Raw genomic sequence first — 15,794 nt, forward strand, 5'->3', positions numbered from 1 at the left:
ACCTTCCGTCCGGGGATGCTTGCGCGAGACACGGGTTTTTGACAAAACCCGACATGTCCGGTAGTCAGGACAGCAAGAAAATAACCGATCGAGGGCGGGCGAATGGCGAAGCACCGGGCGAAACTGGCAGGGCGGGACCGCGGGCTGATCAGGCCGGCCACCGTGTCGGTGTTTCTGGGCATTGCGGCTGTCGGTGCCGGCGCCGCGCTGCCTGCGCTGGCGCAAAGCTATTCCTTCTCGAATGTGAAGGTCGAGGGCAACGAGCGTGTGGATGCCGGCACCGTTCTGGGATTTGCCCGGATCAATCGCGGGCAGGCGATCTCGGGCGGCGAGTTGAACGAGGCGTATCAGCGGCTTGCCGACTCGGGTCTGTTCCAGTCGGTCGAGGTCGTGCCGCAGGGTGGCACCCTTGTGATCCGGGTGCAGGAATATCCCACGATCAACATCATCAATTTCGAAGGCAACGCCCGGATCAAGGACGACAAGCTGGCCGAACTGGTCAAGTCGCAGTCGCGCCGCGCCTATAACCCGTCTCAGGCCGAGGCCGACGCCGCCGCCATTACCGAAGCCTACCGCGTGCAGGGCCGCATCGCTGCGACCGTGACGCCCAAGATCATCCGCCGCGCCGGCAACCGCGTCGATCTGGTGTTTGACATCGTCGAGGGCAAGGTGGTCGAGATCGAACGGCTGTCCTTCGTCGGCAACCGCTCGTATTCCGACCGCCGCCTGCGTCAGGTGCTGGAAACCAAGCAGGCGGGCCTTCTGCGCAGTGTCATCGCCTCGGACACCTTCATTGCCGAGCGGGTCGAGTTGGACAAACAGCTTCTGCGCGACTTTTACCTGTCGCGCGGCTTTGTCGATTTCCAGATCCTCGATGCCACCGCCGAGGTCACGCGCGAGCGTGATGCCTTCTTCCTGACCTTCACCATTCAGGAAGGCCAAAGCTACAGCTTCAACCGCATCGACGCCGTCAGCGAGATCGACGGCCTTGATGCTGCCGATTTCCGCGACGCGCTGCGGGTTCGGTCGGGCGCGACCTATTCGCCCTCCGTGATCGAGAACAACATTGCCCGGCTCGAGTCGCTGGCGGTGCAGAAGGGGCTGAACTTCGTCCGGATCGAGCCTCGCATCACCCGGAACGAGCGCAACCAGACCCTTGATGTCACCTTCGCGCTGGTCCGCGGCGAGCGGATCTTTGTCGAACGGATCGACATCGAAGGCAACACCACCACGCTGGATCAGGTGGTTCGCCGCCAGTTCCGCACCGTCGAAGGCGACCCCTTCAACCCGCGCGAAATCCGTCAGTCGGCCGAACGCATCCGGGCGCTGAACTATTTCTCGACCGCCGAGGTCAACACCGAGCCGGGGTCCAGCCCCGATCAGGTGGTGGTCAATGTCGATGTGGAAGAACAGCCGACGGGCTCGCTCAGCTTCGGTGTCAGCTATGGCGTCAGCGCGGGCGTGGGCTTCAACATCGGCTTCTCGGAGCAGAACTTCCTGGGCCGCGGCCAGATCCTTGCGCTGGACGTCTCGACCGGGACCGACAACATCAACAGCCAGATCAACTTTGTCGAGCCGTTCTTCTTGGGCCGCGACCTGCGCTTCCGCTTCAACACCTATTACCGCGAGAGCGACAACGAAAACGCGCGCTACGACACCCGCAACATCGGCGTCTCGCCCTCGATCGAGTTTCCGATCAGCGAGAACGGCCGGATCGAGCTGCGCTATACCCTGTCGGAAGACAAGATCGACAATGTGGACGATGGCACCGGCGATAATGGTGATGAATCCTCGATCATCCTTCAGAACGAGGCCGATCGCGGTCCGCTGATCCGCTCGTCGCTGGGCTACACCTATTCGTGGGATACCAACCGCGGCGGGCTGAACCCGACAGGGCGCAACCTGTTCCGCTTCAGTCAGGATTTCGCCGGTCTTGGCGGGGATGTGGAATATATCTCGACCACCGCGCTGGCGATGCACGAACGCAAGGTCTGGAACGAGGATGTGACCCTGCGCGGCATCCTTGAAGGCGGTGTCCTGCACATGCTGGGCGACGATCCCAGCCGCGTGACCGACCGCTTCTTCGGCAATGGCAAGATCCGCGGCTTCGAGCCGAACGGGATCGGCCCGCGCGATCAGAACGTGAACAACGAAGACGCGCTGGGGGGCAACTATTTCGCCGTGGCGCGGCTGGAAGCCGACTTCCCGCTGGGTCTGCCCGAGGAATACGGGTTCACCGGGGGCGTGTTCCTTGATGCCGGGTCGGTCTGGAGTCTGGATGACGTCGATGGCGGCAGCGACGGTTCGGAAGAAGTCGATGACGGCTTCAACCTGCGGTCGTCGGTCGGTGTCTCGGTGTTCTGGACAACGCCGATCGGGCCGCTGCGCTTCAACTTTGCCAAGGCGCTGGCCAAGGAAGATTACGACGAAGAGCAGGTGTTCGACCTGACGATCTCGACCAAGTTCTGATGCGGGCCGCGGCGTCAGCGGCGCTTGTGCTGGGTCTTGCCCTTTCGGGGGCGGCCGCGGCGCAGAGCGTTCCGCAACAGGCGCCGGCTGCGGTGGCGGTGATCGACCAGAACCGGCTGATCGCCGACAGCGCCTTGGGCCGCGAGATCGAGGCGCGGCTTCAGGCCGCATCTCGGACGCTGGTGGCTGAAAATCGCCAGATCGAGGCCGCGCTTGAGGAAGAGGAACGTCAGTTGACGGCGCGCCGCGCCAGCCTGCCGCAGGCCGAGTTCCAGACCCTTGCCGCCGAGTTCGATGCCCGCGTCGAAGCCATCCGCGAGGCGCAAGAGCTGAAGTCGCGCAGCCTTGCCCGTCAGCACGACGAAGAACGCCAGCGCCTGTTGCAACGCGCGGTGCCGATCCTTGCGCAACTGATGAAGGACCGCGGGGCTGCGGTGCTTCTGGATCGCGGGGCGATTGTGTTGTCGCTGGAAGGTGCCGATCTGACAGACGCGGCGATTGCCGCACTTGATGCCCAGCGCGCGCCCGAAGCCGCTTCAGACGCCGCGCCCGCCGATCCGCCGGGCGGCGCCGGCGCCGCACCCTGACCCCGGCGGCTTGCCCGCGTGCCCGCCGCTTGTTAGCAAGGTCGGCGGGGCGGCCAGCCTCCCTTACCCACGCCAAGGATTCCGCCATGACCGAAGTTGCCGAAGCGCCGCTTTCCGCCGACATCCAGTTGATCCAGCGGATCCTTCCGCATCGCTACCCGTTCCTGCTTGTCGACAAGGTGCGCGACATCGTCCCGAACAATAGCGCGGTGGGGATCAAGAACGTCACCATGAACGAGCCGCAGTTCACCGGCCATTTCCCCGGGATGCCGATCTTTCCGGGCGTGCAGATCATCGAGGCGCTGGCCCAGACCGCGGCCGTGCTGGTGGGTGTGTCGCACGATCTGGCCGACAAGGGGGTGAAGGTCTATTTCATGGGCATTGACGGCGCCAAGTTCCGCCGCAAGGTGGTGCCCGGCGATGTGCTTGAGCTGAAGGTCACGGTGAAGCGCGGCGGCGGCAAGGTCTGGAAGTTCGAGGCCCGTGCCGAGGTCGAGGGCGAACTGGCCGCCGAGGCCGAGTTCACCGCCATGATGGACCTGCCGAAGGGCTGAAATGATGGCCGAGATCCACCCCTCCGCAATCGTCGAGCCGGGCGCCGTAATCGGCGAGGGCTGCAAGATCGGCCCCTTCGCCCTGATCGGCCCCGAGGTGACTTTGGGACGTGACGTGGTGGTGAAAAGCCATGCGGTCGTCACCGGCTGGACCGAGGTGGGCGAGGGCACGGTGATCTTCCCCTTCGCCGTGGTGGGCGAGGTGCCGCAGGATCTGAAATACCGTGGCGAGCGCACGCGGCTGATCGTCGGCGCCCGCTGCCGCATCCGCGAGGGGGCGACGCTGAACTGCGGCACCGAAGGCGGCGGCGGCGTGACGCGGGTGGGCGACGATTGTCTGCTGATGACCGGCGCCCATGTCGGCCATGACGCGACGCTGGGCAACCGGGTGATCCTTGCCAATCAGGCCGCCATCGCCGGCCATTGCTGGATCGGCGACGATGTGATCGTGGGTGGCCTTTCGGGCGTGCATCAATGGGTGCGTGTGGGTCGCGGCGCGATCATCGGCGCGGTGACGATGGTCACGAACGATGTGCTGCCACATGGCCTTGTGCAGGCACCGCGCGGCGAGCTGGACGGGTTGAACCTTGTGGGGCTGAAGCGCCGCGGGGTCAGCCGGGCCGAGATCACCGCCCTGCGCGCCGCCTATCAGATGCTGGCGCAGGGCGAGGGCACCTTTCTGGACCGCGCCCGCCGCCTGTCCGAAGAAACCGACAGCCCGCATGTCCGCGAGATGACCGATTTCATCCTTGCGGCGTCCGACCGTTCTTTCCTGACCCCGCAATGAGCGGCCTGACAGCCCTTGTCGCCGGCGCGGGCGCGCTGCCCCGGCATCTGGCGCAGGCGCTGCGGCAGGCGGGCGAGGCGCCTCTGGTGGCGGCGCTGGATGGCTTTGCGCCCGAGGGGCTGGCCCCTGACCTGACCTTCCGGGTCGAGCGTCTGGTGCCCTTTCTGCGCGAACTTGAAGCGCGCGGTGTCTCTCGTGTCACCTTTGCCGGCGCGGTCAGCCGGCCGCGGCTTGATCCGGCGCTGTTCGATCCGATGACGGCGCAGATGGTGCCGCGGCTGATCGGGGCGATGCAGGCGGGCGACGATGCCACGCTGCGCGCGGTGATCGGCATTTTCGAGGACGCAGGTTTCGCCGTGGCCGGTCTGGCCGAGATCGCGCCCGCGCTGGTGCCGGGGGCGGGGGTGCTGTGCGGGGCGCCCTCGGACGCGGACCGTCGCGATGCGGCGCGGGCGGCGGCCATTGTCGCGGCGCTGGGTGCGGTGGATGTCGGGCAGGGCGCGGTGGTGGCGCAGGGCCTGTGCCTTGCGGTCGAGGCGTTGCCGGGCACCGATGCCATGCTGGACTGGGTGGCCGCGACCGCGCGGCGGCCCGATCCCGCGGGGGCGAAGGGCGTGCTTTACAAGGCGCCGAAGCCCGGACAGGATCGGCGGATCGACCTGCCGGCGCTGGGTCCGGCCAGCGTGCGCCGTGCGGCCGCCGCGGGCCTTGCCGGCATCGCATGGCAAGCGGGGGGCGTCGTCCTGCTGGACCGCGACGCCATGCTGGCCGAGGCTGCCGCGGCGGGCCTGTTCCTGTGGGCAAGAGAGCCATGAAGATTTTCCTGATCGCCGGCGAACCCTCTGGCGACCGTCTGGGCGGCGCGCTGATGGCAGGGTTGGCACAGCTTGCGCCGGGGACCGGCTTTGCCGGCATCGGCGGCCCTGCGATGCAGGCGCAGGGGCTGGACAGCCTGTTCCCGATGCAGGAATTGTCGGTGATGGGTCTGGCCGAGATCCTGCCGAAATATTTCGCCCTGAAGCGCCGGGTGCGCGAGGCGGCGGCGGCCTGTCTGGCCTCGGGCGCCGAGGCGCTGGTGACCATCGACAGCCCCGATTTCTGTCTGCGGGTCGCGGCGCTGGTGAAACGCGCCAATCCGCAGATCCGCACCATCCATTATGTGGCGCCTTCGGTCTGGGCGTGGCGGCCGGGGCGGGCGGCGAAGATGGCGCGCCACATCGATCACGTTCTGGCGCTGTTGCCGTTCGAGCCGCCCTACATGACCGCCGCCGGCATGAGTTGCGATTTCGTCGGCCACCCGGTCGTGGCCGAGCCTCTGGCAAGCCCGGCCGAGGCCGCCCTGCTGCGTGACCGGCTGGCCACCGGGCCGGTGCTGCTGGCGCTGCCCGGATCGCGGCGGTCCGAAGTGACACGGTTGGCCCCGGTCTTTGCCGATGTGCTGGCCAAGATCCGCCACCGCCATCCGGGTCTGACGGTGCTGGTGCCCACCGTGCCGCATCTGGCCGATCTGGTGCGCGAACAGGTGGCGGGCTGGCCGGTGCATCCGCTGGTGATCGAGGATGCCGAACGCAAGCGCGCGGCCTTTGCCGCGGCCGATCTGGCGCTGGCGGCCTCGGGGACGGTGTCGCTGGAACTGGCGGCCAATGGTGTGCCGATGGTGATCGGCTATGACATGAACCCGGTCAGCATGTGGCTGATCTCGCGTCTGGCGCGGATCGATACGGTGACGCTGGTCAATCTGGTGTCCGACAGCCGGGTGGTGCCCGAATTTCTGGGCCCGCGCTGCAAGGCCGATCTGATCGCGTCTGCGCTGCTGGCGCTGCTGGATGATCCGGGGGCGCGGTCGGCGCAACTGGCGGCGATGGATCTGACGATGGACCGCCTTGGCCGCGGTGGCGAGGCGCCGGGCCTGCGCGCCGCGCGGTCGGTTCTGGCGGCGCTGGGGCGTTGACGGCGCCGCGTGGCCCCTGTAGCGGACGGGCATGGCACGCGCACCCCTTCTTCAGCTTTCCGGCATCTCTCTGACCTTCGGCGGCGATCCCGTCTTTGACGGGCTGGACCTGACGGTTCAGCCGCAGGACCGGGTGGCCCTTGTCGGCCGCAACGGATCGGGCAAATCCACGCTTCTGAAGGTGATGGCCGGTCTGGTCGAGCCTGACCGGGGCGAACGGGTGGTGCCGGCCGGCACCTCGGTCGGCTATATGGAGCAAGACCCCGGGATGGAGGGCTTTGCCACGCTGGGCGACTATGCCGCCTCGGGGCTTGCGCATGGCGAGGAATATCGCGTCGAAATGGTGGCCGAGGGGCTGAAGTTCCGCCCCGAGACCCCGGTTGCCACCGCCTCGGGCGGCGAGAGGCGGCGGGCGGCGCTGGCCAAGCTGATGGCCGAGGCGCCCGATCTGATGCTGCTGGACGAGCCGACGAACCATCTGGATATTCAGGCGATCCAATGGCTTGAGGCGCAACTGGCCGAGACGCGGGCGGCCTTCGTGCTGATCAGCCACGACCGCGCCTTCCTGCGGGCGCTGACGCGCGCAACGCTGTGGATCGATCGTGGTCAGGTGCGCCGGCGCGAGGCGGGCTTTGAAGGATTCGAGGACTGGCGCGAACAGATCTGGGCCGAAGAGGACGATCAGCGCCACAAGCTGGACCGCAAGATCAAGGCCGAGGCCCGCTGGGCGGTCGAAGGCATCTCGGCGCGCCGAAAGCGCAATCAGGGCCGCCTGCGGGCGCTGGCCGCCATGCGCGAGGAACGCCGCGCCCAGATCCGCCGGCAAGGCACCGCCGCGATGGAGCTGGAAGCCGGCCCGATGTCGGGCAAGAAGGTGATCGAGGCGCAGGGCATCACCAAGGCGTTCGATGGCCAGCCGATCATCCGCGACTTTTCGCTGCGCATCCTGCGTGGCGACCGGGTGGCCTTCGTCGGCCCGAACGGGGTGGGCAAGACCACGCTGCTGAAGCTGTTGACCGGGGAACTGGCGCCCGATGCGGGCACGGTCACGCTGGGCACCAACCTTCAGGTGGCGGTGTTCGACCAGACCCGGGCGCAGCTTGATCCCGATGCCAGCCTCTGGGACAGCCTGACCTCCGATCCTGCGATGCGGGTGTCTGGCCAGCAGGATCAGGTGATGGTGCGCGGGGTACCGCGGCATGTGGTGGGCTATCTCAAGGATTTCCTGTTCGACGAACGGCAGGCCCGCGCGCCGGTGCGCTCGCTTTCGGGCGGCGAAAAGGCGCGGCTGCTGCTGGCGCGGATCATGGCGCAAGAGTCGAACCTGTTGATCCTGGACGAGCCGACAAACGATCTGGATGTCGAAACGCTGGATCTGTTGCAGGACATTCTGGGCGATTACGATGGCACGGTGCTGCTGGTCAGCCACGATCGCGATTTCATCGACCGGGTGGCGACGACGACGGTGGCGCTGGAAGGGCAGGGCCGGGCCACGGTCTATGCTGGCGGCTGGACCGATCATCTGGCGCAACGCCCCGAGCCGGCCGAGCCCGCCGCCGCGTCGCGTCCCGAGGCGGCGAAACCGGCCGCCGCCCGTCCCGAGGCGCGCAAACCCGCCGAGGGCCTGACCTTCACCGAGCGCAAGCGCCTTGAGGCGCTGCCCGCGATCATCGAGCGGCTGGAAGCCGAGATTGCCAAACTGACCGAGTTCCTGTCGGCCGACGATCTGTTCACGCGCGAGCCGGCAAAGTTCCGCAAGGCGACCGAGGCGCTGGCCGAGCGGCAGTCCCAGCTTTCCGCCGCCGAGGACGAATGGCTGACCCTTGAAGGCAAGGCTCAAGGTTGAAGTTTTTCAGTCACAGATTGAGCCAAAACTTGCCGATTTGAGGGTTAAGCCAATTCACCAAGCCGTGAGTCATGCTAGTTTTCAACCACGGATAATATAGGTTCGCTGCACGGCAGCGGCGCCGACCGTCGCCCGTCAACGAAATCGCCGTGCCGCCCGTAGTGAAGCAGTGCGGCGGCCGTGACATGTATTGGAGACAGAGATGAAACGGATTGCAGCGATTGCTCTGGGTGGTCTTCTTGCCACGCCGGCCCTTGCCGGTGGCCCGGTCAATGTAGTCGAAGAACCCGCGGTGGCCCCGGCGCCTGTCATGGCTGCGCCTTCGATCGACTGGACCGGCTTCTATGCGGGTGGCGAACTGGGCTATGGCGATGTCGACACCGGCGGCGTGCTGGGCGATGGCGACGGCCCGGTGGGCGGCATCCTGGCTGGCTATCGCTATGATTTCGGCCGCGCCGTTGTCGGTGCCGAACTGTCGTATGACATCACCGGCGGCGATCTTGACGGGTATGAGGTCGACAATCTTGCCCGCTTGAAACTGATGGCGGGCGGCGAAGTGGGTGAGCGCGGCCTGCTGTATGCCACGGCTGGCAGCGCATGGGCTGACATCAGCGCCCCCGATGGTGATGATCTCAGCGACAACGGCTGGTTCTATGGTATCGGCTATGACCACATGCTGAACGACCAATGGTTCCTTGGCGCCGAGCTGTTGCGCCATGAGTTCAACGACTTTGACGACACCGGCGCCGATGTCGATGCCAACACGCTGCAACTGCGTGCGGCCTACCGCTTCTGACATCTGTGCATCCGGGACGGGGCGCGGATCTTCCGCGCCCCTTTTCATGTCCGCAGATCGGCAATCATCTTCGGGATCACCATCACCTCGTCGCCGGTGCGGTCGAACGGGGCGAGTGGACGCCGGATCACGCCGCGGCATGTGAGGGGGGCACGGTGGGCCCGGCCGTCGTCGTTGATCCGGGCCGGCAGCCCGTGTGGTGGTCAGCCGTGCGCGTCGACCGGGGCCGAGGATCGTCGTGGTTCATCTGACGCCCCTTCCGGGGCAAAGCGTGGCCGGCGCCCCTGTGAAATGAAACTTGTCGGCAAGGCTCTTGTCGCGCCGACAGGTTGCTTGATATATGGCGCAATATCAGATAGTTTGCCTGATATGGATGAGTATGACAGGCAGATTATCGGCCATCTGGCCCAGGATGCGCGCCGCCCGCTGACCGAGATCGCCGTTGCGGTCGGGTTGTCGACCTCGGCGGTGAATGAACGTGTCCGCCGACTGGTGGCGCAGGGGGCGATCCGGCGCTTCACGCTGGATGCCGCCCCCGAGGCGCTGGGCCTGCCGGTTCTGGCGCTGATCTGGGTGGCGATCCGGCACGAGCATGAGCCGGCCTTTCGCATCTTCGCCGCGGATCATCCCGGCATTACCGAATGTCACCATGTCACCGGCGCGTGGTCCTATCTGATCCATCTGCGGGTCTCGGGGCTGGACGGGGTGGAACGCTTTCTGGCCGAGATGAAGGGGCAGGGCTTTCTGGAGCGGTCCGAAACCATGCTGGCGCTGTCCACGATCCGCAGCGCGCCTTTGGTGCCGCGATGATGCTGTTTCTGAAATCCATGGCGATGGGGCTGGCCATTGCCGCGCCGCTGGGGCCGATCGGGGCGCTGTGCATCCAGCGCACGCTGGCGCAGGGCTTTCGCGCCGGGGTGGCGGGGGGGCTGGGCACGGCGCTGGCCGATGCCGCCTATGCCGCGGCGGCGGCGGCGGGCTTTGCCGCATTCGCCGCCGTGCTGGACCGGATCGCGCTGCCGTTGGGGCTGGGGGGCGGGCTGTTCCTGATCTGGCTGGGCGTCTCGGGCCTTCGCCACCGTGCGGGGGCCGCACCTGCGCCGGCCGCCCGCCGCGGGCTGGCGGGGACGCTGGCCACCACCTTCGTGCTGACGCTGGCCAATCCGGCCACGATCCTGTCCTTCGCCGCGATCTTTGCCGGGCTTGGCCTTGCGCAACAGGCCGGGGCCGGGGCGGCGGCGCTTGTGGTGGCGGGGGTGTTTGCCGGTTCGATGCTGTGGTGGGTCATGCTGTCGGGCGGGGTGGCGCTGGCACATCGCCGCCTGCCTGCCGGCTTTGCGCTGTGGGTGGCGCGCGGCTCTGGTCTGGTGATGCTGGGCTTCGGGCTGTGGGCGGTGGGGATCGCGGCTTGGCAGGCGGCGCCGCATCTGCTAGCCATCGCCCCATGACGAGCATCTGCCCCATCGGCTGCATTATTTCCTGCTGACATTCGTCGCGGGCTGCTCTTTTTCGTTCCCTCCAAGGTCGTGATATGAGAAAGCCCGCGGGCAGGCCGCCTTGCGAGGACTTATGACGACGATCCGCCTGACCAACACCAAGACCCGGAAGAAAGAGGTCTTTACCCCCATCGATCCCGCCAATGTGCGGCTGTATGTCTGCGGGCCGACGGTCTACGACCGCGCGCATCTGGGCAACGGTCGGCCGGTGGTGGTGTTCGACGTGCTGTTCCGGCTGCTGCGGCAAATCTATGGGGCGGATCACGTCACCTATGTGCGCAACTTCACCGATGTCGATGACAAGATCAACGCGGCTGCGCAGGCGAGGAAGGCCGCCGGCGATCCGCGCCCGCTCGAGGATCTGATCCGCGAGCGCACCGATGAGACCATCGGCTGGTATCACGCCGACATGGACGCGCTTGGCGCGTTGCGCCCCACCGCAGAACCCCGCGCGACCGAATGGATCGGCGCGATGATCGCGATGATCGAGGATCTGATCGCAAAGGGCCATGCCTATGAGGCCGCGGGCCATGTGCTGTTCCGGGTGCGCAGCTACCGCGACTATGGTGCGCTGTCGGGGCGCTCGGTCGATGACATGATCGCGGGGGCGCGGGTCGAGGTGGCGCCCTTCAAGGAAGACCCGATGGATTTCGTGCTTTGGAAGCCGTCGGATGCCGACCTTCCGGGCTGGGAGTCGCCTTGGGGCCGCGGCCGCCCCGGCTGGCATATCGAATGTTCGGCCATGTCGCATGAATTGCTGGGTGCGTCCTTCGACATTCATGCCGGCGGCATCGACCTGCAATTCCCCCACCACGAAAACGAGATCGCCCAATCCCGCTGCGCCCACCCCGAGGGCGGCTTTGCTAACTACTGGATGCACAATGAGATGCTTCTGGTGGACGGCAAGAAGATGTCGAAATCGCTTGGCAATTTCTTCACCGTCCGCGACCTGCTGGATCAGGGCTGGCCGGGAGAGGTGATCCGGATGGTCTATCTCGGCACGCACTACGGCAAGCCGATGGACTGGACGGAGGAAAAGGCGGAACAGGCAAGGGATACGCTGCGCAAATGGCGACAGCTTACTGAAAATGTTGAGGCCGCTAATATGCCGGACCCGGCTGTTGTAGCCGCGCTAGCAAATGACTTGAACACCCACGGCGCTATCGGGCAGCTGCACAGATTGGCCGCTGCCGGAGATGTGGCTGGCCTGAAGGCTTCAGCGAACCTGCTTGGTCTGCTTACGGATGACCTGGCGGACTGGACCTGGCGGCCAGTGTCGGGTGGCGTTGGAACACACCATTTCGAGGCGATGGGGATCGCAGCTGGGCCGGCGACAGTTGGCACTTCTCAGCTAAAAGTATTCGATCTGGAGCAGGTCGAGCAGAAGATCGCCCAAGTGCTGACAGCGCGGAGCGAGGCAAGGGCGGCGCGTGACTACCAGCTTGCCGATCAATACCGCGGCAAATTGCTGGCTGCAGGTGTGTCCGTCAAGGACCAACCTGGGGGCGCAGTCTGGGAGCTTATGCCGGATTTCGATCCGGCCAAGCTGGAGGCAATTAAGTGAATAGCTCGGAAGTGAAGGAGCGCCTCTATCTTTACGACACCACCCTTCGCGACGGGCAGCAGACGCAGGGCGTGCAGTTCTCGACGCAGGAAAAGCGGCAGATCGCGCGGGCGCTGGACGATCTGGGGGTGGATTACATCGAGGGCGGCTGGCCGGGGGCCAATCCCACCGACAGCGACTTTTTCGCCAATGCCCCCGAAACGCGGGCCCGGCTGGCGGCCTTTGGCATGACCAAGCGGGCCGGGCGCTCGGCCGAGAATGACGATGTGCTGGCGGCGGTGCTGGATGCGGGCACCGGCACCGTCTGTCTGGTTGGCAAGGCGCATGAATTTCATGTGACGACCGCGCTTGGCGTGACGTTGGACGAGAACCTTGACGCGATCCGGGCCTCGGTTGCTCATGTGGTGGCGAAGGGGCGCGAGGCGATCCTTGATGCCGAGCATTTCTTTGACGGCTATCGCGCGAACCCCGGCTATGCGCTGGACTGTCTGCGGGCGGCGCTGCAGGCGGGGGCGCGGTGGGTGGTGTTGTGCGACACCAACGGCGGCACCCTGCCGGCCGAGGTCGGGCAGACCGTCGCGCAGGTGATCGCGGCCGGCATCCCGGGTGACCGGCTGGGCATCCACACCCATGACGATACCGGCACGGCCGTGGCGGCCACGCTGGCTGCGGTCGATGCCGGCGCGCGGCAGGTGCAGGGCACGCTGAACGGGCTGGGAGAACGCTGCGGCAATGCCAACCTGACCGCGCTGATCCCGACTTTCCTGCTGAAAGAGCCTTACGCCAGCCGGTTCGAAACCGGCATCACGGCACAGGCGCTGACGGGGATGGTGCGGATCAGCCGCATGCTCGACGACATCCTGAACCGGGTGCCGCGCCGCGCCTCGGCCTATGTCGGCGCCTCGGCCTTCGCGCACAAGGCGGGGCTTCATGCCTCGGCGATCCTGAAAGACCCTTCGACCTATGAACATATCGATCCGGGGCTGGTCGGCAACGTCCGGGTCATTCCGATGTCCAATCAGGCCGGCCAATCCAATCTGCGCGCCCGTCTGGCGGCGGCGGGGATCGAGGTTCCGGCCGGCGATCCGCGGCTGTCGCGTATCCTGGATGAGGTGAAGGCGCGCGAGGATCAGGGCTATGCCTATGATTCCGCGCAGGCCAGTTTCGAACTGGTGGCGCGGCGGGCGCTGGGTCTGATGCCCAGCTTCTTCGAGGTGAAACGCTATCGCGTGACGGTGGAACGGCGCCGGCTGGCCGAGGGCACGATGACCCTTTCGGAAGCGGTGGTGGTGGTGCTGATCGACGGGCAGCGGGTGCTGAACGTCTCGGAAAGTCTGGACGAGGCGGGAACCGAGCGCGGGCCGGTCAACGCGCTGGCGAAGGCGCTGGCCAAGGATCTGGGCCGCTGGCAGTCGGTGATCGATGACATGCGGCTGGTGGATTTCAAGGTGCGCGTCACGCAAGGCGGGACGGATGCCGCTACCCGTGTCATCATCGACAGCGAGGACGGGCAGGGCCGGCGCTGGTCCACGGTGGGGGTGTCGCCCAACATCGTGGACGCCTCGTTCGAGGCGCTTTTGGATGCGGTGAACTGGAAGCTGGTGCGCGACGCGAAGGGGAAGGCATGACCGGGATGTCTGGCTGTGTCACTGGCGCTGAAAAGGACGCGTCCGGGGTGTCAGCGGCGGTCCGGATTGGCGCATGGCCCCGAAACGGCTGTGGCCGCGTGCAGGCGGAGCCCGCGACATGAGCCTGTCCGCCTGCGCTGCGCAGGTCGCGCGTGGCGACCCCGACCGTTTCGCCGCGACCATGGCGGCCCCCGAAGCCGCCCGGGCCCGGCTGTGGCCGCTTTATGCCTTCAACCTGGAAATCGCCCGTGCCCCCTGGGTTACGGCCGAGCCGATGATCGCGGAAATGCGGCTGCAATTCTGGCGCGACGTGGTGGCCGATGGCCGTGTGCCCGCGCATGAGGTGGCAGGCCCCCTGGTGGATCTGATCCGAGAGGCGGCGCTGCCGGCCGATCTGCTTGACCGGATGATCGAGGCCCGGCGCTGGGACATCTGGCGTGAGCCCTTCGTCGACGTGGCTGCGCTTGACGCCCATATCGAGGCGACCTCGGCCGGGCTTTACTGGGTGGCGGCGCTTGCCCTTGGGGCCGCGCCGCAGCACGAGGCCGCGGTTCGCGACATCGGCTTTGCCGCGGGGCTGGCGGCATGGCTGCGCGCGGTGCCCGAACTGGGCGCGCGCGGGCGCCAGCCTTTGCCCGATCCGCGCCCCGAGGCGGTGGCAGCCCTTGCGCGGCAGGGGCTGGCGCGGCTGGATCGCGGGCGCACGGCGGGCCTGCCGCGGGCGTTGCGTCCGGCGGTTCTGCCGGCATGGCAGGCCGGGCCGGTGCTGCGGATGGCGGCCTTGGACCCCGCAAGGGTAGCGCGCGGCGCGCTGGCCTTGCCCGAATTTTCCCGCCGCTGGCGGCTGTTGCGCGGCGCCTTTACCGGCCGGATCTAGGGCTCTTTCGGGCGCAGGGCCAGCCAGATCAGCGCGCCCCCCGCCGCCACAAGAAACGGCAGCATGGCGATGTTGACCGCCTGCCAGCCGGCCTGAACCGTGCCGCCCGAACAGTTCATCAGCCCGCCCGAGGCCAGCGAGGCCGCCGCCACGCCACCGAACACGATCAGGTCGTTCAGGCCCTGCATCCGGCCGCGCTCTTGCGGGGAATGGGCCGAGGTCAGCATCGCCGTGGCGCCGATGAAGCCAAAGTTCCAGCCCACCCCCAGCAGCACGAGGGCGGCAAAGAACTGTTCCAGTTCCACGCCGGACAGTGCGACGGCGCCCGATCCGGCAAGGATCGCCAGCCCCAGCCCCATCACCTTCGCCGCTCCGATCCGGGCGATGATATGGCCGGTGACAAAACTGGGCCCATACATCGCCAGCACATGCGCCGTGACCACATCGGCCGCGTCGGCGGTGTCGAACCCGCAGCCCACCACCGCCAGCGGCGACGAGGTCATCACCAGATTCATCAGCGCATAGGCCACGGTGGCGCAGATCACCGCCACCGCGATCTGCGGATCGCGCAGAAGCTGCATCCGGCTGCGCCCTCCGGTCGCGCCCGGCCTTGGTGCGGCCGGGCGGGGAATGTCCAGAAAGGCGAACAGCCCCATACCGACAAGGTTCAGCGCGATCGCCGCGACATAGGTGCCCAGAAACGGCACCACCACCGCGTCCGACGTAAGCTTCACCACCTGCGGCCCGATCACCGCCGACAACAGCCCCCCCGCCATCACCCACGAGATCGCCTTGGGCCGGAAGCTGTCCGATGCCGTATCGGCTGCGGCAAAGCGATAGAAGCCCTGCGCCGACATGTAGGTGCCGGTGAACAGCGAACCCAGCAGGAACAGCCCGAACGATGCCTGCATCAGACCCAGGGCGCAGATCGCCGCCCCCGCCGCGCCGGCCAGCGCGCCGACCAGAAAGCCCGCGCGCCGGCCGAACCGTTGCATCAGCGCCGACAGCGGCGTGGCCGACAGCATCGACCCCGCCACCGCCATGGTGATCGGCAGCGTGGCCCAGCAGGCGTTGGGTGCCAGCGTCTGCCCCGCCAGCCCCGCCACGATGAACACCATCGACAGTTGCGATCCAAGGATCGCCTGCGCGGCGACAAGGACAAGGACATTGCGCCGGGCGCGGGCGTCAGAGGCGGGCAGGGTGGCGGCATCACTCATGCGACTTGCCTAATGCGAAGGG

At 67.0% G+C, this 15,794-nt stretch carries 14 protein-coding genes; 13 read left to right on the forward strand and 1 reads right to left on the reverse strand.

The features are described 5' to 3' along the window. Positions 1 to 102 precede the first annotated feature (102 nt). The 13 genes from bamA (at position 103) to CRO07_RS01555 (ending at position 14,555) form a co-directional block, all read left to right on the forward strand. Positions 103 to 2,469: an outer membrane protein assembly factor BamA gene (gene bamA, locus CRO07_RS01495; protein WP_097028906.1), complete on the forward strand. Its 2,367-nt coding sequence runs from the start codon at positions 103 to 105 to the stop codon at positions 2,467 to 2,469. Continuing rightward, positions 2,469 to 3,056, forward strand: coding sequence for an OmpH family outer membrane protein (locus CRO07_RS01500; protein WP_097028907.1), 588 nt, complete (start codon positions 2,469 to 2,471; stop codon positions 3,054 to 3,056). Before bamA ends, CRO07_RS01500 begins: the two co-directional genes overlap by 1 nt. A gap of 86 nt (positions 3,057 to 3,142) precedes the next feature. Continuing rightward, a complete protein-coding gene (gene fabZ, locus CRO07_RS01505; RefSeq protein WP_097028908.1) occupies positions 3,143 to 3,610 on the forward strand; it encodes a 3-hydroxyacyl-ACP dehydratase FabZ in 468 nt (155 codons plus the stop codon). 4 nt (positions 3,611 to 3,614) lie between these two features. Then, positions 3,615 to 4,397, forward strand: a complete 783-nt coding sequence (lpxA, locus tag CRO07_RS01510; protein WP_097029046.1) for an acyl-ACP--UDP-N-acetylglucosamine O-acyltransferase — start codon at positions 3,615 to 3,617, stop codon at positions 4,395 to 4,397. After that, entirely contained in the window at positions 4,394 to 5,212 is an 819-nt protein-coding gene (locus CRO07_RS01515) for an LpxI family protein (protein ID WP_097028909.1), read from the forward strand. The genes lpxA and CRO07_RS01515 overlap by 4 nt, the downstream gene beginning before the upstream one ends. Then, positions 5,209 to 6,348, forward strand: coding sequence for a lipid-A-disaccharide synthase (gene lpxB / locus CRO07_RS01520; RefSeq protein ID WP_097028910.1), 1,140 nt, complete (start codon positions 5,209 to 5,211; stop codon positions 6,346 to 6,348). The genes CRO07_RS01515 and lpxB overlap by 4 nt, the downstream gene beginning before the upstream one ends. 31 nt (positions 6,349 to 6,379) lie before the next feature. Beyond that, positions 6,380 to 8,194 carry an ABC-F family ATP-binding cassette domain-containing protein gene (locus tag CRO07_RS01525; protein WP_097028911.1) on the forward strand — a complete coding sequence of 605 codons (1,815 nt, stop codon included), beginning with the start codon at positions 6,380 to 6,382 and terminating at the stop codon, positions 8,192 to 8,194. 202 nt (positions 8,195 to 8,396) lie between these two features. Then, positions 8,397 to 8,990, forward strand: coding sequence for an outer membrane protein (locus CRO07_RS01530; protein WP_097028912.1), 594 nt, complete (start codon positions 8,397 to 8,399; stop codon positions 8,988 to 8,990). 369 nt (positions 8,991 to 9,359) lie between these two features. Next, positions 9,360 to 9,800, forward strand: coding sequence for an Lrp/AsnC family transcriptional regulator (locus tag CRO07_RS01535; RefSeq protein WP_235840903.1), 441 nt, complete (start codon positions 9,360 to 9,362; stop codon positions 9,798 to 9,800). Next, on the forward strand, positions 9,797 to 10,438 hold the full coding sequence (locus tag CRO07_RS01540; protein ID WP_235840904.1) for a LysE family transporter: 642 nt from the start codon (positions 9,797 to 9,799) through the stop codon (positions 10,436 to 10,438). Before CRO07_RS01535 ends, CRO07_RS01540 begins: the two co-directional genes overlap by 4 nt. 121 nt (positions 10,439 to 10,559) lie before the next feature. Continuing rightward, positions 10,560 to 12,050, forward strand: coding sequence for a cysteine--tRNA ligase (gene cysS, locus CRO07_RS01545; RefSeq protein WP_097028914.1), 1,491 nt, complete (start codon positions 10,560 to 10,562; stop codon positions 12,048 to 12,050). Continuing rightward, a complete protein-coding gene (gene cimA / locus CRO07_RS01550) occupies positions 12,047 to 13,678 on the forward strand; it encodes a citramalate synthase (protein ID WP_097028915.1) in 1,632 nt (543 codons plus the stop codon). Before cysS ends, cimA begins: the two co-directional genes overlap by 4 nt. Before the next feature lie 118 nt (positions 13,679 to 13,796). Further along, positions 13,797 to 14,555, forward strand: a complete 759-nt coding sequence (locus CRO07_RS01555; RefSeq protein WP_097028916.1) for a squalene/phytoene synthase family protein — start codon at positions 13,797 to 13,799, stop codon at positions 14,553 to 14,555. Here the strand turns inward: CRO07_RS01555 and CRO07_RS01560 are convergent. Next, complete coding sequence (locus CRO07_RS01560; protein ID WP_097028917.1) at positions 14,552 to 15,772, reverse strand: MFS transporter; 1,221 nt, start codon at positions 15,770 to 15,772, stop codon at positions 14,552 to 14,554. The two genes, CRO07_RS01555 and CRO07_RS01560, sit on opposite strands and share 4 nt — an antisense overlap. Between the last annotated feature and the right edge of the window lie 22 nt (positions 15,773 to 15,794).

This window comes from Cereibacter ovatus (assembly GCF_900207575.1).
GTDB lineage: Bacteria > Pseudomonadota > Alphaproteobacteria > Rhodobacterales > Rhodobacteraceae > Cereibacter_A > Cereibacter_A ovatus.

Bases quoted from the DNA above. Each gene is read 5' to 3' on its own strand.
- bamA (WP_097028906.1), top strand. From the start codon at position 103: ATGGCGAAGCACCGGGCGAAACTGGCAGGGCGGGACCGCGGGCTGATC.
- CRO07_RS01540 (WP_235840904.1), top strand. From the start codon at position 9,797: ATGATGCTGTTTCTGAAATCCATGGCGATGGGGCTGGCCATTGCCGCG.
- CRO07_RS01515 (WP_097028909.1), top strand. From the start codon at position 4,394: ATGAGCGGCCTGACAGCCCTTGTCGCCGGCGCGGGCGCGCTGCCCCGG.
- fabZ (WP_097028908.1), top strand. From the start codon at position 3,143: ATGACCGAAGTTGCCGAAGCGCCGCTTTCCGCCGACATCCAGTTGATC.
- CRO07_RS01530 (WP_097028912.1), top strand. From the start codon at position 8,397: ATGAAACGGATTGCAGCGATTGCTCTGGGTGGTCTTCTTGCCACGCCG.
- lpxB (WP_097028910.1), top strand. From the start codon at position 5,209: ATGAAGATTTTCCTGATCGCCGGCGAACCCTCTGGCGACCGTCTGGGC.
- CRO07_RS01535 (WP_235840903.1), top strand. From the start codon at position 9,360: ATGGATGAGTATGACAGGCAGATTATCGGCCATCTGGCCCAGGATGCG.
- CRO07_RS01560 (WP_097028917.1), bottom strand. From the start codon at position 15,772: ATGAGTGATGCCGCCACCCTGCCCGCCTCTGACGCCCGCGCCCGGCGC.
- CRO07_RS01500 (WP_097028907.1), top strand. From the start codon at position 2,469: ATGCGGGCCGCGGCGTCAGCGGCGCTTGTGCTGGGTCTTGCCCTTTCG.
- CRO07_RS01555 (WP_097028916.1), top strand. From the start codon at position 13,797: ATGAGCCTGTCCGCCTGCGCTGCGCAGGTCGCGCGTGGCGACCCCGAC.
- cysS (WP_097028914.1), top strand. From the start codon at position 10,560: ATGACGACGATCCGCCTGACCAACACCAAGACCCGGAAGAAAGAGGTC.
- CRO07_RS01525 (WP_097028911.1), top strand. From the start codon at position 6,380: ATGGCACGCGCACCCCTTCTTCAGCTTTCCGGCATCTCTCTGACCTTC.
- lpxA (WP_097029046.1), top strand. From the start codon at position 3,615: ATGGCCGAGATCCACCCCTCCGCAATCGTCGAGCCGGGCGCCGTAATC.